Source organism: Echinicola strongylocentroti, from assembly GCF_003260975.1.
GTDB classification, from domain to species: Bacteria; Bacteroidota; Bacteroidia; order Cytophagales; family Cyclobacteriaceae; genus Echinicola; species Echinicola strongylocentroti.
In genome coordinates this window covers 3,533,500-3,554,449 of sequence record NZ_CP030041.1, presented here as the reverse complement: position 1 = coordinate 3,554,449, position 20,950 = coordinate 3,533,500, and the positions used below count along the sequence as shown (strand labels likewise).

The 20,950-nt window shown below is 46.6% G+C and carries 16 protein-coding genes and 1 pseudogene; 7 read left to right on the top strand and 10 right to left on the bottom strand.

What is annotated here, in order from left to right:
• The first annotated feature begins 319 nt into the window (after positions 1-319).
• Both DN752_RS13880 and DN752_RS13875 read left to right on the top strand, forming a co-directional pair.
• Positions 320-1,519, top strand: a complete 1,200-nt coding sequence (locus DN752_RS13880; protein WP_112784505.1) for a Na/Pi symporter — start codon at positions 320-322, stop codon at positions 1,517-1,519.
• Positions 1,520-1,587: 68 nt separating this feature from the next.
• Complete coding sequence (locus tag DN752_RS13875; protein ID WP_112784504.1) at positions 1,588-2,862, top strand: alpha/beta fold hydrolase; 1,275 nt, start codon at positions 1,588-1,590, stop codon at positions 2,860-2,862.
• An 8-nt stretch (positions 2,863-2,870) separates the two neighbouring features.
• Here DN752_RS13875 and deoC read toward each other — a convergent pair whose 3' ends face one another.
• Positions 2,871-3,536 carry a deoxyribose-phosphate aldolase gene (gene deoC, locus DN752_RS13870; protein ID WP_112784503.1) on the bottom strand — a complete coding sequence of 222 codons (666 nt, stop codon included), beginning with the start codon at positions 3,534-3,536 and terminating at the stop codon, positions 2,871-2,873.
• On the bottom strand, positions 3,533-4,747 hold the full coding sequence (locus DN752_RS13865) for an NAD(P)-dependent oxidoreductase (protein ID WP_112784502.1): 1,215 nt from the start codon (positions 4,745-4,747) through the stop codon (positions 3,533-3,535). Before DN752_RS13865 ends, deoC begins: the two co-directional genes overlap by 4 nt.
• 223 nt (positions 4,748-4,970) lie before the next feature.
• Here DN752_RS13865 and DN752_RS13860 point away from each other — a divergent pair, with 223 nt between their 5' ends.
• Both DN752_RS13860 and DN752_RS13855 read left to right on the top strand, forming a co-directional pair.
• Positions 4,971-5,159: a hypothetical protein gene (locus DN752_RS13860; protein WP_112784501.1), complete on the top strand. Its 189-nt coding sequence runs from the start codon at positions 4,971-4,973 to the stop codon at positions 5,157-5,159.
• A 339-nt stretch (positions 5,160-5,498) separates the two neighbouring features.
• Positions 5,499-6,872: a Gfo/Idh/MocA family protein gene (locus tag DN752_RS13855; protein ID WP_112784500.1), complete on the top strand. Its 1,374-nt coding sequence runs from the start codon at positions 5,499-5,501 to the stop codon at positions 6,870-6,872.
• 113 nt (positions 6,873-6,985) lie between these two features.
• On the opposite strand, the gene DN752_RS13850 is transcribed toward DN752_RS13855, so the two are convergent.
• The 7 genes and pseudogenes from DN752_RS13850 to DN752_RS13825 form a co-directional block, all read right to left on the bottom strand.
• Positions 6,986-8,086, bottom strand: a complete 1,101-nt coding sequence (locus DN752_RS13850; RefSeq protein WP_112784499.1) for a Fic family protein — start codon at positions 8,084-8,086, stop codon at positions 6,986-6,988.
• Between the two features lie 207 nt (positions 8,087-8,293).
• On the bottom strand, positions 8,294-8,422 hold the full coding sequence (locus DN752_RS25165; protein ID WP_262511679.1) for a hypothetical protein: 129 nt from the start codon (positions 8,420-8,422) through the stop codon (positions 8,294-8,296).
• Between the two features lie 32 nt (positions 8,423-8,454).
• Positions 8,455-8,847: a transposase gene (locus DN752_RS13845; protein WP_245949223.1), complete on the bottom strand. Its 393-nt coding sequence runs from the start codon at positions 8,845-8,847 to the stop codon at positions 8,455-8,457.
• Positions 8,848-8,998: 151 nt separating this feature from the next.
• Positions 8,999-10,345, bottom strand: coding sequence for an FGGY-family carbohydrate kinase (locus DN752_RS13840; RefSeq protein WP_112784498.1), 1,347 nt, complete (start codon positions 10,343-10,345; stop codon positions 8,999-9,001).
• A 190-nt stretch (positions 10,346-10,535) separates the two neighbouring features.
• Positions 10,536-11,819, bottom strand: a complete 1,284-nt coding sequence (locus DN752_RS13835; protein ID WP_112784497.1) for a TIM barrel protein — start codon at positions 11,817-11,819, stop codon at positions 10,536-10,538.
• 2 nt (positions 11,820-11,821) lie between these two features.
• Positions 11,822-13,929: pseudogene (locus DN752_RS13830) on the bottom strand (bifunctional aldolase/short-chain dehydrogenase).
• A 126-nt stretch (positions 13,930-14,055) separates the two neighbouring features.
• Positions 14,056-16,509, bottom strand: coding sequence for a glycoside hydrolase family 31 protein (locus tag DN752_RS13825; protein ID WP_112784496.1), 2,454 nt, complete (start codon positions 16,507-16,509; stop codon positions 14,056-14,058).
• A gap of 299 nt (positions 16,510-16,808) precedes the next feature.
• Between DN752_RS13825 and DN752_RS13820 the strand changes: the two genes are divergently transcribed.
• The 3 genes from DN752_RS13820 (at position 16,809) to DN752_RS13810 (ending at position 19,645) form a co-directional block, all read left to right on the top strand.
• Positions 16,809-17,549 carry a (Fe-S)-binding protein gene (locus DN752_RS13820; protein WP_112784495.1) on the top strand — a complete coding sequence of 247 codons (741 nt, stop codon included), beginning with the start codon at positions 16,809-16,811 and terminating at the stop codon, positions 17,547-17,549.
• A 144-nt stretch (positions 17,550-17,693) separates the two neighbouring features.
• Positions 17,694-19,067, top strand: coding sequence for a lactate utilization protein B (locus DN752_RS13815; RefSeq protein WP_112784494.1), 1,374 nt, complete (start codon positions 17,694-17,696; stop codon positions 19,065-19,067).
• Positions 19,064-19,645 (top strand): LutC/YkgG family protein, encoded by a 582-nt coding sequence (locus DN752_RS13810; RefSeq protein ID WP_112784493.1) that lies wholly within the window; start codon positions 19,064-19,066, stop codon positions 19,643-19,645. The genes DN752_RS13815 and DN752_RS13810 overlap by 4 nt, the downstream gene beginning before the upstream one ends.
• A 564-nt stretch (positions 19,646-20,209) precedes the next feature.
• Here the strand turns inward: DN752_RS13810 and DN752_RS13805 are convergent.
• The gene (locus DN752_RS13805; RefSeq protein WP_112784492.1) at positions 20,210-20,902 is read right to left on the bottom strand and encodes a potassium channel family protein; all 693 of its coding nucleotides are present in this window, start codon (positions 20,900-20,902) and stop codon (positions 20,210-20,212) included.
• Between the last annotated feature and the right edge of the window lie 48 nt (positions 20,903-20,950).

The window sequence follows — 20,950 nt, the reverse complement described above, 5'->3', positions numbered from 1 at the left end:
AGGATTTTTTACTCGGCCACAAAGTTAAGTAACTTTATAAGAGTTATATGTTATGAAATTGTTAAAATAATGTCAACACTTAAATACAACCTCTTAACATGTTACAATATGCCTTAATTTCACCAAGCAACAAAATTATCCCAATAAAAAACATTACATTTAAAAATAAAATACTGAGGCGAAAAATATCTGTTTAACTTATTAAAGCACATTGTTAACATAACCTTTACATAATTTACAAAATTATCTCCCGTTATTCGCCTTATTTTGTGAATTACCCTAAATTAGGCCTTCTATTAAGCAGAGTACTCATTATTAAATGGCAGAATTGACCCAAAAAGAAGATTACACTCACAGGTGGATCATAGCAGCGCAAATGTTATTTGCGCTGATCCTTTTCATGACCTCCATAGATCTTTTGACAGTCTCTCTGCTCAATATGAACAACGAGGTGGCCAATGAGATCTTTCTCGCTACCAACAACCCCTTCATAGGATTGTTCATTGGTCTGCTGATGACTGCATTGATACAGTCCAGCAGTACCGTAACGGCAATGGTGGTAGCTGTTGTAGCCTCAGGCAACCTATCCATCACCCAAGCTGTACCTATCGTCATGGGAGCCAATATCGGCACCACGATCACTTCCACACTGGTTTCTTTCACCTACATCATGAAGAAAAGTGAATTTAGAAAAGCCATTTCTGCTGGAGTACTACATGACCTATTTAATATCATTACCGTGATCATTTTGCTACCAATGGAGTATTACTTCAGCTTTATGAGCAAAATAGCCACTTTTTTCTCAAAGGCACTTTTCTCTATGGCCAATGGTGTAGAAGGAGATTACAGCTATAATATCATATTTACACGATCCATTAGTAATATCATCATTGACTGGATCCAAATCCCCATTTTGGCACTGGTGATAAGTGTTATTTTACTGTTTTTGTCCATCAAGATACTATCCACATCAGTCTATAAGACCTTTGTGTCCAATAGCTTTAAAGACGTCAGCAAACACATTTTCAAATTCCCCTACAGGTCTTTTGCCTATGGTATCTTTTTTACTGCTGCGGTACAATCCAGTACAGTGACTACCTCGCTTTTAGTACCTGCTGTCGCCACAAAAAAAATATCCCTGAACAAGGTATTTCCCTTTATCATTGGTGCCAATATCGGCACTACTATCACGGCGGCCATTGCAGCCATTTATAAGACTGAAGCCGCCATTGCCATTGCCATCGTCCACTTTTTGTTCAATTTTATCGGAGCCTTGATATTTTTGCCCTTCCCCGGCTTGAGGAACATCCCGGTAAAGCTGGCCATCTATTTTGGAAAAAATGCCGCCAAGCAAAAGGTCATTGGCATTGCTTATATCTTGTTGACTTTCTTCGTGATTCCCTTTATTCTGATTTACCTGAATAAAGATGATGATACTTCAAACCTAGATACGGAAAAACAAAAAACGGAAATTCAGGCAACTGCCCCTCCCAAATCTTCATTTGAAATACACAATTGATCTTTTTCAGGTGCCGTCATGGCATTGATGATATTTTAATGTGATTTTTAATAAAACCTCCAGGTTCCATGAAAAAAAACGTTTTTATCGGGCTTACACTGATTTTTTTAGGATTGTTAAATAATGCTATGGCGCAAGCAAAGTATTCAGGTTTTGTCCAATCCATTGACATCCGAGACTATCAGGGTAAAAAGTTTACATTCAGCACTCTTACCAAGTATGAATCTAGCAACCAAATGATAGGTTTTGCAGCTTGCTATGATGACCAAGGGCGCTTTTTGGAAAACCACCTCGGTGATGAGCCTGCACCAATGGACGATAATGCCTGGAGAGCATTAACCCTTTCGGGGAAAATCCATAAAAAAGGCATTAAACTTCTAATTGGGGTATTGTGCCAAGATGCGGGGGAGTATTACTTAGACAACTTACAATTGACCATCAAAGGCGACAAAAATGACGCACCCATCTTGGTAAACGGAACTTTTGAGGATTTAGACAGTGGTCTTTCTGCCTTTATGTGCTTAAGTAAAGAAGACAGTACTGCCCTCGTTAAAGAACCAAACCATGAAAACAACCATATTTTAAAACTAACGGTAAATGGTGAAAGCACCGCAATAGGCAGGAACAATAAGGTAGGAAAACAGGTAAAGGTCAATGGTATAAACCTCTATTACGAAACCTACGGAGAAGGTGAGCCATTGTTGCTATTGCATGGTGCCGACATGTCCATAGGAAGTTTTTCCAGCATTATCCCCACTTTGGCGAAGCATTATAAGGTCATCGCACTGGACACAAGAGGACATGGCAAATCCACCGAAGATGGCAGGAAACTGACGTATGAACTATACGCTGAAGATGTCAACGCCTTTTTGGATAAACTTGGAATAGAAGCAGTAAACGTCCTTGGGTGGAGTGATGGTGGCAACACCGGCTTGGTACTGGCCATGAACTACCCCGACAAAGTCAGCCGTCTGGCCACCATGGCTGCAATATTGTATAATGACAAAACCTCCGTAGATACCAAAATCAATAAATTGTTGGAAAAACAAATCGAGGACTTGGAAAGTCGCACACTAAACGAAAGGGAGGAATTTTCCTTACGTGTCAAAAAGAGCTTACAGTCAGAACCCAACATCTCTCCCGCTGCCTTGTCCAAGATCAATTGCCCTACATTGATCATGGCAGGTGAACATGATTATGTCAAGGAAGCACATACCAAATTGATTGCTAAAAACATCCCTGATGCCACATTCATTATCTTCGACGGTACAGGTCATAATGCGCTGACAGAGATTCCGCAGCGATTTTCTGAGACGGTACTCAATTTCTTAGAAAAAAGGTAAAAATAGGATCAGCCTTTTCGGGAAAGCCATTCCTCCATGATCTGAACTCCCGCACTGGTACCGATCCTATCGGCTCCTGCTTGTACAAAAGCCTTTGCCTGGTCAAGTGTCTTGATGCCACCACTGGCTTTGATTCCGACCTGAGCAGGCAATACCTCCCGCATCAGCTTGACATCTTCCAGTTGGGCCCCTGATGAAGCAAAGCCGGTGGAAGTCTTCACGAAATCCACCCCTGCATCAGCACAGATTTTACAGGCGGCTACCAGTTCATCCCCATCCAGATAGGCCGTTTCGACAATGACCTTAAGAAGTCTCCCCGCTTCATGACAAACCGAAGAAAGCTTGGCCAATTCGATTTTCGGCCAGTTCATCCCTGACTTAAACGCACTGAGCGACCATACCACGTCAATTTCATCCGCGCCATTTTCGATCGCTTTCGTGGTTTCGTAGACTTTGGTCTCGGTCATTTGATAGCCCAAGGGAAAACCCACAACAGTCACCACCTGTACGCTTGAATCTCCCAACTCACGCTTTACTTTTTTCACCCAAAATGGCGGTATGCAAACCCCTGCAAATTGGTACTTGTGAGCATCTTTTATCAGCTGATTGACCTGCTGGTCGGTAAGGACAGGGCTTAACTGTGTATGCTCTAAATAGGTGTTAATGGAATTCATAAATCATCGGAACTTTCACGGACAAAATCCTCCAAATAGTCAAAGTAAGTGGTCAGTTCGCCCGCTTTTGCAATGGTCGCTTTCTCAATGATCGGTTTTCCCTCTTCCAATAAAGCAGGAATGACCGTTTCCATCAGTTGTCTTCCAAAATCCTCCGAAGCATCCCGGGGCAATTCACAAGGGAGATTATCAATGGCCATCACCGAAATACTCAGCTGTTCGCCAAAAGCCGGCAACACCTCAAACGACTCTCTGTCCACATCGTAAACCGGATCGTCTATCGTGCAGGGCTTCACTGTCGTCGGTACCGAACCATCAATATCACAGGTAATATCTGCAATGACGGAAAGATTAAAATCCTCACTGGCCACATCTTTTCTTTCAAAAAGCTTCGGAGCCTTAGGATCCCAAAAAGCTGCAGCAAAAAGCACATCACTCACTTCTGCATACTTGAGAAAATGGCTTTCATATTTTTCTGGCTGACTGTAAAACTCTCCTTTTTCATATCCACCATCGGTTTTGCGCCGATTGTAATCTTCCATGGCCAACTGCGCAAAAACAGGCTCATCGTAATAATTCTGCAAAAGTTCTTTGGGATTGACCTCTCGGATCCCTGCTACTTCCAGGATTTCTTTTACGCCATTTCCCACACGGCCATTGCCGGTGATGACCATTTTGATCGGTGGCAGCTGAATACTTTTTACCTCCTCATGAAGTTCCTTTAGGTCAAAACAGTCCTTGGCCCTCTTCATATCAAAAAGCCCTGTTTTTTTCCCATAAGTCCAAAGACCGTTGTAGCCGCCGACGATGCCTGCCCATCTCCCAAAGGCCACTACCCGCTCGCTGCTATTCCTCAACACTTCATAGTCAATCAGCCGAATACCTTTCTCCAATACCTTCTGCAACAAGCCCCGGTTATAAGGCTGTGCCTTGATGGTATGGGAAAAGAAGAAATAAGTCTTATCTCCAATAAGCAAAGGAATCGGTACTTCCTTGATCCCCATCAGCACCTCACAATCCGACACATCGTCTACCATGGGAATTCCCACGGCCTCGTATTCATCATTTTTAAAGGCTCTCACATCACTTCGCTGCACCACAAAACTCAACTTCCCCTCATACCGCTTGCTCATGATGTTTAACTGTTCCGGGCTAAAGGCTACCCGTCGATCCACGGGAACTTTGCCCTCTTTGATCAAACCAATTTTCATTTGTATGTCTTTTTCTTAAATATCATCTACGCCGGCTTGACCCAGTCCTTCATTTCCCTCAAACCAAATGGCCCCGTCCGCTTTTTTAAAAACATTAATTTATGGATATTGCAGCTCTTTCCTCCAATACCGGATGGCTACTCAATATAGAAAGAAAATATCATTTAACCCTGAAAATACCCGGCGATAAGCCACACTCCAAACCTATCAATTTGCTAAGCATATGACAGAACTAATTATCTACGCCATCATCTTTTTGTTGCTTTTTGGCCATGCCATCATGGCATCGATGATGTACTCCCAAGTTCATAGAGATGAATCTCTCGGAACAAAGGAAAAAAATGACTGGAAACTAAAAGCACTGATCCTCCCGATCTATTACTGGGGCAAATATAAAAGCCTTACAAAGTAATCCTCCCATCATCTTTTTTTGACGCTTATTTGGTCGCACAGGAATAGGGTGCAATGGATTTTCCTGCCAAATAGATTTTTGTCATATAACAGCATACAGAAGTTTTCAAAGGCACCTGATAATGGAAATCATCAACCAACTTATCTAACATTGGCACGCCGTAACTTAGGGCTTAACCTATTGGTACCTATTTATAAAATATTACTTTTTCCGTAAAATCCTCCATTTGATCATTTCAAATTTTCACGCAGCCGCTCGTATAGTTTACTTACATACAGTACAGATATAAAGATCATTTTAGGTATATTATAACGCTATTAAACAACAACCCAAAATATTATGTCAGATCAGATTACCAACCTAAATCGCAGAAAATTCATTACCAAGTCCGGCACCCTTGCAGCCGGTTCTTTTTTTATCCACCCCATTGCCAAGGCCTTACATTTACGGGAAAATCCTGCCAAAAAGCTACGTGTCGCTTTGGTAGGAACCGGTATTAGGGGCACCAGCATGTTTGGCAAAAGTGTCGTAGAAGATTATCCAAACGAAGTGGAATTTGTCGGACTTTCTGACATCAACGAAGGACGGCTTGCCTATGGCAAAAAGTACATCGGCGTGGATTGTCCCACCTTTGTGGACTTTGACGAAATGATAGCCACCGTAAAACCCGACGTACTTATCGTCACCACCATGGACAGTACCCACGACCAGTTCATCATCAAAGGCCTCGAAGCAGGTGCCAACGTCATCACCGAAAAACCCATGACCACCGATGAGGTAAAATGCCAAAACATACTGGATGCAGAACGGCGAACCGGCAAACAGGTAATCGTCACCTTCAACTACCGCTACAGCCCGCATCGTCAAAAAATCTATGAACTGCTCCATGAAGGGGCAATAGGAACGGTCACCTCAGTGGACTTCCACTGGTACTTGGACACAGACCACGGCGCGTCCTATTTCCGTCGCTGGCATGGTTACCGTGATAAAGGCGGCACCCTGCTGGTACACAAAGCCACCCACCACTTTGACCTGCTCAACTGGTGGCTGGATTCCGATCCGGCGGAAGTTTTTGCATTTGGAAAACTGGAGTTTTATGGTAAAAATGGCCCTTTTCGCTCTACCAATTGTCGTCCCTGCCCACACAAATCCGATTGTGACTTCTACTGGGATATCACCAAAAGCAAACGCCTCACGGACCTCTATGTAGATAATGAAGAATACGATGGCTATCTCCGAGATGGCTGCGTCTACAGGGAAGACATTGACATCTATGATAAGATGGCCGTACAAATCCGCTATATGAATGATGTCCAAGTCAGCTACTCGCTTACTACTTACTCCCCCTACGAAGGCTACCGCATCGCTTTTAATGGTACAGAAGGCAGGCTGGAAGCATGGATCAAAGAAAGCCAACCATGGGAAGAAAAACCTGCTGACGAACTGCGCTTGACCAAAAACTTTGGGGAAACGGAAATCATCACCATCCCTCATAGCGGTGGTGGACATGGTGGCGGGGATGTCAGGCTAAAAGACAAACTCTTCAAGGACCCCAATATGGCGGACCCTTATCGCCAATCAGCCGGCACGCGGGATGGTGCCATGTCCATCTTGATCGGTATTGCCGCCCGAAAAAGTATAGAAACCAATCAACCCGTCCACATTTCAGACTTGGTGGACATTAAGTTACAGGCAAAAAGGCCTAAGGGCTAAAAGTCTGAAAGACTTTTGCAAGATATAGGTCCAAGTCTGGAGACTTGGACCATTTGCAGTCATTCGTGCATTCGTGGTTTATCCATTCGTATTAATCAGCATAACCCTTGGGGCTAGATGTTCAAGAAATACCTGGTACTTTTAAGCTCTCCTGTTTTTTTTAGTGCTCCCACCTTTACCATTTTGGTCAAATCTCTCGTAGCAGTAGCACTTGGTGCTCCGGAGATGCTCCTATAATTTTTAGCGCTTAACCCACCCTTAAACCCCTTAACACCTTCTCTGAATATCTGGTCTACCACTTTCAATTGGCGTTCATTGAGTTTTCCTTCAAATTGCTTGTAGAACTTTCCTTTTTGGATAATAAAATTTATGGTCTGTTGCGTGTGATCCTGCGCTTTCAAGACAGTATCACAGAAATATGAAATCCAATCTGAGATTTCCAGCCCCCGATTGTTTCGCTCCAGTGCTTGATAATAGCCCTTCTTATTCTCTACGATAATGTGGGACAAGGCAATCAAGGTCGGTCTGCCCAAGCTTTGGGATAATGACTTTTCTGAAATACCCCTTCCGACCCGTCCATTTCCATCTTCAAACGGATGAATACATTCAAAATAGAGATGGGCCACTGCAGCCCTTACCAAACTTGCCCCTTCCTTTCTCCCGCTCCTTTCTGTATCATTAAACCATCTAATAAAGCCGCTCATTTCTTCTGGAATCCGGCTTGAAGGAGGCGCTTCAAAATGGATAATCTCTCTCCCCATAGGCCCGGAAACCACTTGCATTGGATCCTCATGGGTTCTATATGTTCCAATGTTTTTAAGGTCCATCCTCCCGTTGGTGATCATTTTATGCCAAAGGCATAATGTTTCCTTATCAAGTGGGGTGTGATAATTCCTGTAGAGATGAACCATCATTTCAGCTATACCCTGCTCTGCCGGCTCCACTCGACGGTAATCCGTTTGAAGCCCAAACTGTCTTCTGATCGAGGATTGGAGCGAGTCCCGATTAAGTAGTTCACCTTCAATCTCAGAGGTTTTGAACGCCTCATTACTTATCAGGTCAATAGTTATCAACGTTTGGTCAGCCTGATCAATATGCTGAATGCTTCCATTCAACATCCCTGCTTTTTCGAAAAATTGCAGTTCATGTTCTTTAAAATCCTCCGTGTTATAAATGAATTGAGGCCAATTTGTATGTTGCCAGTTCCAAGTCATGATTTATAAATATACGCTTTATAGATCAATATTAACGAAAAAACGATCTATAAAAAGTGATTTTATAGATCAATATTGAAGGTTTTCATATTCCGGCCTAATTCACTCATTGGTCCAAGTCTCCTAATTGGTTCAAGTCCCTCATTGGTCCAAGTCTCCAGACTTGCGACCATAACTTCCCAAAGTCTCCAGACTTCTCCGGACTTCTCACCCAATAAACCTCACGTCCAACACCTTATCCACCATCCCTGCATAATTTGCAGCACTGCTATAAACATAATCCTCTGGCTGATATACAATTCCAGCCCTCACTGGATTCTGATGAATATAGTTCAAATAGTTTATCGTCTTCTTGGTTGAATTTAACTCTAGGGGGTGACTATGGTGCTGCCAAAATTGATATTTGGTATTGCTGGCCTTGAAACTTCCTGCTCTCTCAAAAAAATACAATAACCATCCTGCCTACTTTCTTCCGCGCTTCGCTCAATAGCCTCTAAAATTTTCACGGCAGTGTATTTTTTCATGTCTCGGATAATCGCCTGAATGGGCACTTCACCATTTCTACCGATAATTAGATGAACATGATTTGTCATAATAACAAAAGCATATACTTCCAACCCCTTGTTTTCCTGACAATACTTCAATGAATTGATAAAAATATCCTTGTAGCAATTCCTGGTAAAAACATCAATCCACCTCACAATGGTAAAAGTCACAAAATACAATCCATCCTGATCCCTGATCTGGTATTTTCTGCTCATTTTAAAATTCTTTAAAACAAGCTAATAAAAAAAAGGGGAAGTCTGAAGACTTCCATAAGGTATGAGGTCGCAAGTCTGGAGACTTGGACCAGGGCTTAATTGGTCCAAGTCTCCAGACTTGCGACCATAACTTCCCGAAGTCTTCGGACTTCTACACCATCTTCTTCTCGCTGGCCTCCAGCACCAGGGCCGCGCCGTAGGCCGATCCCAGTGGGAAGTCCGAAAACACCAGCTCGCAGTCTGGCAAATAATGCCCCAGCAGCTCCATGAACACCTCATTGTGGACAAAGCCGCCGTCGACAAAGACCTTCTGGATAGCGGAATTCCCCCTTGCCAATTTGAGCGACGCTACCTGCAGCAGCGTCAGCCCCCAGATCAAATGGTGGTAGGCCTCTTCAAAAGAGGCAAATGCCCCGGGCTCCCACTCATTGCCGCCGTAAAGGGACTTCACCAATGGTGTCTCCGCGATATGCTCCGGACAAAACGTATTGCGGACCTTTCCGTCCTTGATTTGCTGGATGATTGCCGGGTCGGCAGGTACCGTCTTGTAATATTTGTCGGGCTTGTCAAAATGCCTGTTGATGCGGTCCATCTGGTAATTGAACTCGTAGCCCATAAAAAAGCGGGATGCCTTCACCGGGCTGCCATCTATACTGAGGAAATTCAGGCAGTCATTGTGGAGTTCTTCCCGTGTCAGTGGATCCTGGGTAAACGGGTTGAGGGAAATGCTCCAGGTGCCGGTGGAGATCAACAGGAACGGTTCCTTTACCCGCACCAGATAAGAAGCAAGCGCCGAGGAACTGTCGTGGATACCTACACCGACATCCACTTTTCGACCACAGATCGCTGCCGTGTACAATTGGCCCGTCGGTACAATCTCTGGGAGCACCCGGTCAATGCCTTCCGCCTTCACCCAATCATGGTACTGGCCTTTTTGGAAGTCCCAGAGACGTGTATGGCAGCCGATGGAAGTGGGCTCGCTCACCGCCTTGCCCGTAAACAGATAGCTCAGGTACTGGGGGAAGTGCAGGGAGTGTCTGATCTTGGCAAACAGTGCCGGTCTCGTCTTCTTCAGCCAGTACAGCTGCAGCCCGGAATTCAGCATGCCCAATGAAGGGGAAGCGGTCTCCAGGTTGTTGGCCTCCTCGGGATAGCGCCGGTAAAACCCGTCAAGCACCTCTTGGGGGATTTCCTTCAGGTAATTATAAAGTGGTGTCAGCGGCTCGCCATCCTCGCCAATATGGACAAACGACGCGCCATAAGTGGAAAAATTGATCCCCTTGAGCTCATAGTCCGGTGACCGGCAGATGCCCTCAACACTGGACCTTATCCAATCCGTCAATGCTGCCAGGTCATCACATTCAAAACCATCCTCGTCCGCTGTCAGCGGAATCTTGTTGTACTCCTGCTTGATTTCATTGCTGTGCCCATCAAACAAAAAGAACTTCTTGTTGGTCTTTCCTATATCAAATATGGCAATTACCGGTATTGGCGTCATGGGGTAAGTTAATTAGACTTCACGTTGGAAGCTGGTAATACAAAACCGGCAATCCAGTTCAATTTTTCAGAAGAAAATTCTCAAACCTATTAAACCCGTGAAAAAGGAAATGAACGGATTGCCGGAAGTTGCTGTAATGGATTGTATTGATGTTATGATAAGGGCCTAAGGCAAAGCTATGACGGCCCTGTTACAGTCCCGTGGAGATCACCTTCTCGCCACGCTGGGCGATCAGTTCCTTCCGGACATTGAGTCTTCGATAAGTACCTATCGGATCCAGGGCCCCTCCTGACTGTAACCTGGCTTCCGCCAACAGTGGACGGACATCCGTACGGTAGGCTGCCTGAAGGATTTCCTGTGCCAGGGAAGGATCATTGTTTTCCCGGGCCTCTTCCAGTGCCACACGGTCCACCAACAGTGCCTGTGCATAGGCCAGTTTGATCGCTTCCAGTGATTGAAGCAGGTCCTCCAACGGATCCTTCAGGTTATGGCTGGCATCGATCATCCAGGCAGGGTAGGGATTGTCCGATGTAGGGTCTTCCATGCCGTCCACCAGTTCGTTGAAGATCAAAAACAACTGGTAGGGCTTCAGCGAGCCAACGGTCACGTCATCATCGCCGTACTTGGAATCGTTGAAGTGGAAGCCGCCCAGCTTGCCCTCCATCATCAGCGTCGCCACGATCTGCTCGATATTGGTATTGGGCAGGTGGTGGCCAAGGTCCACCAAGCTGTAGGCACGGTCGCCCAACTTATCGGCCAGCATATGGGAGGTGCCCCAGTCCTGGATGACGGTAGAGTAGAAATTCGGCTCATAGGGCTTGTATTCCACAAACATCTTCCAGTCGGAAGGCATGCCCGCATAGATTTCCTGAAGCGATTCCAGGGTACGCCGGAAAGCCTTCTTGAAATTCAGCTGTCCCGGGAAAGACGATCCGTCCGCCAACCAAACGGTCAGCGACTTGGAGCCGAGGGCATCACCATATCTGATCACTTCAAGGTTATGGTCCACGGCCTGTTTTCTGACTGCCCTGTCCGCATGGCAAAGCGACCCGAACTTATAGGAAAGCTCTTGGTCAGGCTGGTCCTGAAAGGTATTGGAGTTCACCGCGTCGAAGATCAGCCCGTGCGAAGCGGCCAGTTCCTTAATGGCCTTCACATCCTTGGGGATATCCCAGGGAATGTGCAGCGAGATCGCTCCCGCAGATTGGCTCAACTGGTGCAACAGCCCCACATCGGCTATCTTGTCCTCCAAGGTTCCTGGCTCACCGCCTCCGGGAAACCTCCCGAAACGTGTGCCTCCGGTGCCCAGTGCCCAGCTGGGCACGGCCACCTGGAATTCCTTTAGCTTTCCCACAAGGGCATTGACATCGATGCCCTTCTTTCCCAGTACGCTGTCCAAATGATCAAAACCCTCCCGGTGGTCCGGGAGAGCTTGATCGTTCATTTCTTTTATTCTTTGCTTGTCTATTCGCATAATTATCTCACAAAAGCAGCGGCCACTCCGCCATCTACATTCAGAATATTACCTGTACACTTGCTCAGGTGACCGCCTACAAAGGCAAAGACACCATTGGCGATGTCATCCACACCGATGATCTCGTTCAGGATTGTTCTTTTTGCATAGAAGGCCGGCAACTCTTCCACGGTGATGCCATAGGCTTTGGCCCTTCCTTTTGCCCATTCGCCTTCCCAGATCTTGCTTCCTTCGATCACGGCATCAGGGTTCACCACGTTTACGCGGATCTTGTCCTTACCAAGCTCAGCGGCCAGAAGACGGCTCATGTGCACCTGGGCGGCTTTGGCAGTACCATAACCTACATTGTTGGGACCGGATACCAGGGCATTTTTACTGGCAATATTGATAATGTCACCGCCAAGGTTCTGCGCCCTCAGGGTTTCCACTCCCGCCTTGGATACGGCAAACTGTCCTTTTACCAGAATATCCTGTAGCAGGTCCCAGTCTTTCTCGGAGGTCTGCTCGATCGGCTTGGAAATCGCCAGCCCGGCACAGTTGATGATGATGTCCACACCACCAAACTTCAGGGCAGCTTCCTTATAGGCCTTTACGATGTCGTCACCCTTGGTCACGTCCATCACTGCACCGCCACCGACATCTTTGGAATAAGTCCCTACAGCCTCGTCCAGACGGTCCTGGTTGATGTCCGTGATGAATACGCAGGCACCTTCACCGGCCAGCTTGTCGGCAATCGCCTTGCCGATACCGCCTGCACCACCGGTCACCAATGCCACTTTTCTGGAAAGTGGTTGTTCCTTGGGCATACGCTGGAGCTTTGCTTCTTCCAGCAACCAGTACTCAATATCAAAAGCCTCCTGGAGCGGCAGGGCCACATACTCGGAAACAGCTTCCGCCCCGCGCATTACGTTGATGGCGTTGATGTAAAATTCGCTGGCCACACGTGCGGTCTGCTTGTTTTTGGCATAGGAGAACATCCCCACGCCTGGCCAAATGATCACCACGGGATTCGGGTCTCGCATGGCCGGACTGTTGTCCCGCTTATGGTCCTCGTAATATTTTTTGTAGTACGCCCTGTACTCTTCGAAATCCCTGTCCAGCTTTTCCTTGATCTCTTCTGCGTTGCCCAGGTCAATATCAGCAGGGAAATCCAGTACCAAAGGCCTGATCTTTGTCCTCAGGAAGTGGTCGGGACAGCTCGTTCCCAGCGGTGCCAGTTTTTCCAGGTCATGGCTGTTGGCAAACTGGAGTACGCGCTCATCGTCGGTGAAATGGCCGACCATTCTGTTGTATCCGGAAGCCAGTCCCCTTAGCACGGGGGCGATGATGGAAGCCTGCTCTTTACGCTGTTCAGGGGCCAAGGACTCCAGCTTTTGCCCACCGAATACCGGACGGTCCTTGCCATAGTTCTCCTCCAGGTACTCAGAAGCTTTGTCGATGATCTCAAGGCTGTTGATATAGCACTCATAGGCCGTATCGCCCCAGGTGAACAGTCCATGGCCGCCCAACATGATGCCACGGATACCGGGATTGTCGTTCAGGGCTTTTTCCAATTGCAGGGCCAGGTCAAATCCTGGGCGCTGCCAGGGTACCCACGCAATCTGTCCTTCGAAAAGCTCTTGGGTAATCTTCTCACCGTCCTTCGAGGCCGCAATCGCAATGGCCGCATCAGGATGCAGGTGGTCGATGTGCCTGAACGGCAAGAAAGCATGCAAGGGCGTATCAATGGAAGGTGCCTTGGAGTCCAGGTCATAGATGCAGTGGTTGAACAAACCTACCATCTCGTCTTCAAACTCCAAGCCCCTGTACACATTCTTCAGCGAATGCAGCTTCTCCATGTACAGACCGGCAAGGCCACTTCTCTTCAGGGTGCCGATGTCCCCACCGGAGCCCTTTACCCACATCACCTCTGTCTCTTCCTTGGTCAAGGGATCGACTTCCGTGGTCTTGCAACTCGTGTTCCCCCACCGTAATTGGTGATGCGGAGATCCGATCCAAGGATATTGGAACGGTAGATCAAAAGGGCTACCTCGTCTCCTTCTAGTTCTTGGGCTTTTTGCTCGTCCCAGAGGTAGTTGACATGCTTAAAAGTACGTTCTGCTGTGCTCATTATCTTATGTGTTTTTTAATTGCAGATTTGAAATTTATAATAGCGAATTTATTCTTTTTAAACTAAAATACTGTCCTGTTCTGTACTGATAAAACCGCTTGCATAAGGATTTGATCGCCAATCACATTACTTGATATCAAACCAAATTTCTTCATCAGCATTTTTTTCTCCTCCTGCCCAAAGCACCTTGGCTTCTGCATCATACGCCCAGCCAGCGTTACCTTCCTTGATAGCAGCGGCATCCAATTGCGCAAGATCTTCTCCATTCAGCATTACCTCAGTCGGCTCGGTTTCAGTATGGATTTTTAAGACATAACTGCGTGCACCAGGATCGTAAGCACCCTCTGATTTACCTACCCGAACTTCCAAACCATCTCCTTCCGATGTGGCTTGAAAGAGGGTTTCTGCATAATGGCCATCCATGTACTTCTCGGACACCCCATCATCTTCAAAAAGACGGTATCGGGAAGATGCTCCTGGGAAAATGTCGAGGGTGATCGTGCCATAAGCTTCTTTATTATCATAAGCCACTTCATCCTGCATAGGGATAATCGCCCCTTCTTTCACGAAGATCGGTAGTTCCTCGAGAGGTGTGACAATATTATAGTACTGCTTGCCTTCATATTTGGTACCATCCCAATAGTCATACCAAGTGCCTTCTGGCAAATACACCGTTCTGGTTTGCGCCTCTTTGGTCAGCACGGGACATACGATCATCTGGTCACCAAAGTAATATTGATCATCCACTGTATAGGTATTGTAGTCTTCTTGATGCTCCAATACCAATGCCCGCATGATCGGTGTACCCGATTGATACTGCTGGAACGCAGTCGTATAGATGTAAGGGATCAGGCGATACCGTAGTTTATCATACTGCGTAAAGATCTCCTCTGCCTTGTCACCATAGTTCCAAGGCTCCTTATATCCGGGATGATCCATCCCAAAAACGTGCGCCACTGGACTGAACATCCCAAACTGCACCCACCTGGCAAACAGTTCCGGATCTGCATCATGCTCAAAACCGCCCATATTATGCGACCAATACCCAACGCCAGATAAGCCTACATTGATCCCTGCTTTGATCACCGGGCCGTAATACTGCCATTCGCTTGGCCAGTCTCCTGCCCAGATAAAGGGATATCGCTGGATACCGGCGTACCCTTCACGGGTGTGGTTCATGCCGCGCATACCGTTATATTCTTTAAATTTCTCATAAGGAGCTTTGGCATAAGCCACGGGAAAGACATTATGTAGCCTTCTGGCTTCTTCCGTCCGAGGGCCGGTCTTGTCACTTTCATTTGCCTTACGGCCAAAAGCACTTCCTTCATCAGTTTTCAGGAACATGGCTCCAATTTCCGCAATGCGCATCACGCCATTGTCCCACCACCAATCCACGGCTTCTTCATCAAAGAAATTCACAAATTCACCAGGATTGTCTTCTTCAGGATATACATAGCCTTTGGCCCTGGCCTGATTAAGCAAATCCAGCTGCTTACCATTGTCAAACCGCGGCCTCAGGTGCAGTCCCACCATATTGATATCCATCGCATAGAGGCTGTCAAACATACTCGCCGGATCCTTGAAAGTTTCCCTCCACTCAAAAGTGGTGGCTCCACTTCCGCCATTTTCACCAAACATCCTCCATGTAGAATCCAAGTGCAAGACATCAAAAGGAATTCCTTTTTCCCTGTATTTTCTGGCCAGCCCCACCACATAGTGCGTACTGGTCATCTCTTCATGTCCCCAAGTACCACCACTGTAAGTACCCACGTGAAGGCCATGCGCAAAACGCGGCAATAATGGTGACCGGCCTGTCAGACCGGTATAATGATAAAGCAACTTGGGGAAATCAGGTCCATACATAAAGAAATAATCCAGCTCACCACCTTCTGCCTCGAAGCTCAGGTGCTCATTGCTCTCCGAGCCGAGGTCCCAATGGGTGGCATAGGAATTATGGAAAAAGATACCGTAACCCTTTGTGCTCATAAAGAACGGTACTGGAGCGTAATTGGCTTCCATGACATTATACGCGCCGATGATATGGGGTCTTCCCAATCCTCTACCTACATTCAAGTCCACTTCCTTGCCCCGACGGTCAAGAAAATCCATGCGTTCGCCAAAGCCAAAAAAGTGCTCATCCGGCTGAAGCGTTTTAATCGCTCCCACGGCGTCGGTATCCTGATAGGCACCACCGTCAGCGTCTGAGACCTCTTCACCAGAAAGGAGGTTTCCTTGGGAGTCATACACCATTAGGTTTAAGCTGTATTGGTCCACTTTCACTGTTAGTCTGCCTGTCTCGAAGATAAAGGTCCCTTCATCCTTGGTGGATTTGACAGGAAGCAAGTCAAATGCCTGCTGCTTGAGCATATAGGAATATTGCTCCTCGGGCTGCTCGCCCCAAAAGGTCTTTACGCGAAAGACATCAGGTGAGTGAAACTGTAACTGCAGGTTTTTGTTTCCTGCAGAGATAAGGTAAGTGTTTTGGTCGTTTGACAGACTTTCTTGTCCTTCTTGAGCAAACAAGAGGCTTGTTTGAGCCAAGAAAATGAAAAAAGCTGCAAAGAAATGACTATTATTCATGAAGCTGTTAATTGATTTTTTAGGTTTATTTAAGGTACCTTTAGGGTAAAATTTAGATAGTATTTCCTAAGGAATGTCGGAAATATAAAACATTTCATGGCCAATGGTGTACTTTACTTTCCTGCCCACCAAACGACAAGTCTATTCAACAGTACCTATATGCAGGATGCGTCTCCAGAATACCGCTAATGGACAACGCTATTGCTAAGTGGGCATTTGCCGAAGACATATAAACAGTATGGTGCAGGATGAACAGTTGCACTGCCAATCCTATATTGGGGAATCGAATTTATAAAACTATGCGAGTAGGACTCTTTATACCTTGTTATGTAGACCAGTTTTATCCCGGAGCGGCTCAAGCTACCTTGGAGCTTCTGGAAAAATACGGCGTGGAAGTCGTTTATCCCCTTTCCCAGACCTGCTGCGGCCAGCCCATGGCCAATTCCGGCTATGGAAAATATGGGAAAGATTCCGCCGATCTATTCATGAAAAACTTTGGTGAGTTTGAATACATCGTGGCACCTTCTGGCAGCTGTACGCTCCATGTCAAGGACCATGTCCTCCCAAAAACCGAAGGGGCTCCCAAGATCTACGAACTGTGTGAGTTTCTCACAGACATTCTGAAAGTGGATCACGTGAATGCAAGTTTTCCCCACAAAGTAGGCTTCCATTCGAGCTGCCACGGCCTTCGCGGGCTTCGTTTGGCCAAATGTTCGGAACGAATGGATCCAGAATTCAACAAGCCGCTTTCCCTATTGAACATGGTAAATAACATCCAAATGGTCGAACTGGACCGCAAAGATGAATGCTGTGGCTTTGGAGGAACATTTGCGATTGCCGAAGAAGCCATTTCTGTCACCATGGGAAAGGACCGCATTGCAGATCATCAGCGCAATGGTGTAGAAGTGCTCACTGGAGCTGACATGTCCTGTCTTATGCACATGGAAGGCCTGCTCAAACGCCAAAAAAGCCCCATCAAAGTGATGCATATCGCCGAAATCCTGAATGGAAATGAAGTAGTAGAGAGTAGTGAGACTTGATACTCAAGATGTGAGATTTTAGAGATAACCCGTTGTACCTAAGGGGTGTGCCCTGGTACGATCAATATGAGCTTGCAGCTCAACGTACGAAAACTAGCCTTTGATAGTCTCGTGTCAGAGACAACAGCATAATATAATGGTAGCATGAAAGGAAAGACCCACGCCGAAGAAGCGGCAGCATTCATAAAAGACGACGCCAGAACCCATTGGCATGACGAAACCCTCTGGCATGTACGCTCCAACAGGGACCGTTCTGCCCAGGGCATCCCTGAGTGGGAGACCTTGCGGGATACGGCATCCGCCACCAAAGATTACGTCCTTTCACATTTAGGTGAGCTACTGGAACAGTTTGAGTCCAACGCAAAAGCCAATGGGGTAGAAGTACTCTGGGCCAAGGATGCCGTAGAGCACAATCAACATGTCTATCGTATCCTCCAAGAAAACAAGGTCAGCAATATTGTCAAAAGTAAATCCATCCTCACTGAGGAATGCGGCCTCAACCATTACTTGGAAAAGAAAGGTTATGATGTCGTGGACACGGATTTGGGCGAACGCATTATCCAGTTTGCCAAACAGACCCCAAGCCATATCGTCTTGCCCGCCATTCACCTCAAAAAGCAGGATATAGGCGAGATCTTCCACAATCATATCGGCACCAAAGAAGGTGCCAGTGACCCCAACTACCTTACCGAAGCGGCAAGACAGCACTTACGCAAAAAGTTTGTAGAAGCCAATGCTGCCATTACCGGCGTCAACTTCGGTATAGCGGAGACGGGCGGTTTTGTGGTCTGCACCAATGAGGGCAATGCAGACATGGGCACGCACTTGGCCGATGTCCACATCGCCTGCATGGGCATCGAAAAACTGATCCCTCGTGCCGCTGACTTGGGTGTATTTCTCCGGCTTTTGGCGCGAAGCGCTACAGGACAGAGCATCACCAATTACAGCTCTCACTTCCACCGTCCTGCCGAAGGAAAAAAGATGTACATCATCTTGGTGGACAATGGCAGAACAGATCAGCTTGGCCGGGAAGATTTTAAAAACTCCCTTAAATGCATCCGTTGTGGTGCCTGTATGAATACCTGCCCCATATACAGACGTAGCGGAGGGCATAGCTATAACTACACTGTTCCTGGACCGATTGGGTCTATCCTGTCTCCTGGGAGGGATTTGAAGAAATACAGCACACTGCCATTTGCATCGACGCTTTGTGGCTCCTGCTCAGATGTATGCCCCGTGAAGATCAACATCCACGAACAGCTGTACAAATGGCGTCAGGTAATCGCCGAACACACCAATATGGACCGAAGCAAACAACTGTCCATGAAGGTGGCCGGAATGACTTTTGGCAAGCCAGTCCTGTATGATCTGGCCGGAAAAGTGGCAAGAACTGCCCTTAAATACACCCCACACAGTCTGGTGTACAGCAGTATCAATGTCTGGGGCAAGCACCGTGACCTACCAGAAGTCCCCGAGGAGAGTTTTAAGGAATGGTATAAGAAAAACAGAAAACAATGAGCAGCAAGGAAGCTATATTAGGAGCCATCAAAAAAAACAAACCCGCAGCAACTCCCTTACCGGATTTGCTTAAGTTTCCCGATGAAACCAACCTTATAGAGCGCTACGAAAAGGGCCTCACTGGCAATGGTGGCAAATTACAAGTAGTGGATTCTTTGGAAGAATTGGAAGCTTTCGTAAGGGAAAACTATGCTAGTGACCAGCTCATCGCCTCCTTGGTGGACGAGGTAAATGGAAATGTGGACGTAAGCAAAATCTCCGACCCACACGACCTAGAGCATGTAGAGTTGGCCATTCTGAAGGGAGAGCTAGGGGTTTCCGAAAACGGAGCCATCTGGATGCCAGAAAAGAATGTCGTCCATCGTGTACTCCCCTTTATCGCCCAGCACCTGATCATTGTCATCCGCGAAGAAACTTTACTCACCAATATGCACGATGCCTACGAAAAGGTCAATGTGGCAGATGGTGGCTACGGTGTGTTTATCGCCGGCCCTTCTAAGACCGCAGATATCGAGCAGTCCCTGGTCATCGGTGCCCATGGCCCAAGAAGCTTGACGGTGTTTTTGTTGAAAAAGTAATATGTATATCCGCAATGACACCAGTAATCACAGAAATAGTAAATAGGTGCTCACAGAAACCGCTGAAATCTCAGAAAAGCCTTATTTTATTCTGAGTATTCTGTGCGTTCTGTGAGAAATAAAGTCTACTGGCAAGAAAGCGTATAATCAAAAAAAGTAAGCTTAGAAGTCAAAAAATCTAGAGGCTGTCTCATAAATCATAGCCGTCAAGCTAACATCTGTAAATCCCTGAGAAACATATGATTATTGACACCTACACTGTTCATAAATGGCCTAGGGGGATTTCAAATCCCCCTTATCTCGGTTCGAGATTATAAATCTCGAACAGCTAAGCTGCCACGGCTTCCATCCCCTCAAATCTCCCCTAAGCCCTGTTTGGCTTCAGACAGGCTCGCAGTGCATGGTCCGACCACTGTACGGAAACGGTTTTATAATCGACCTGAGGTTATAAGAAGGGGTCGCTGTTCTTCGCTATCGCTACGACCTCAATAGCACCAAAACATGAAACAGCCTCCGGGTTTTTACATCCTCCAATTTCCCAGTGGGCCTAACCAGACGCCCCTATTACCCCTCATTCAGGTCCAAAATCTTTTGGATATCCTTAAAGTCGCCAAAAAGCACTAAGATATCATTTTCCTCAATGACAGTGCTGCCACTGACGACGCCCAACACCTTCTGTCGTTCTTGCATATTGCCAAAGAGATTGGGGCGGTTCCTTACTTTGATAATCGTCAGGATATTGACATTAAAGCTGTTTCTGACGTCTGTTTCACCAATAGTCTTACCGATAAAGTCTTTTGGCGCATTCACCTCTACGATATTATACCCATCAGAAATATCAAAACTGTCGATCACCCCCTTCATCTCCAATTTCTTGGCCAAGCGCTCGGCAGTTTCTTCCTCGGGATGGATGATTTCATCGACACCAATGGCCTTGATGACCGTCTCGTGGGTATTGGTAATGGCTCGACTAATGATTCTCTTGGCCTGCAGCTCCTTAAACACAGCCGTGGCCATAATGGATGCACCCATGTCTTCCCCGATGGCGATCAGCACGACGTCAGTATCTTTGATTGGCAAGTTTTTGACTGCCTGCTTGTCAGTGGCATTCATACAGATGGTATGGGTTACCTTTTCCTTGACTCCTTCTATTTTGGACATTTTACTGTCCACACCGATGACCTCATGGCCCTTATCGGTCAGACGGGCAGCCAAATAAGCACCAAAATTCCCCATCCCTACTATGATAAATTTCATATCGTTAGTTATTAAGTTATTGAATCAACACCTCCAAAGACATTTTTG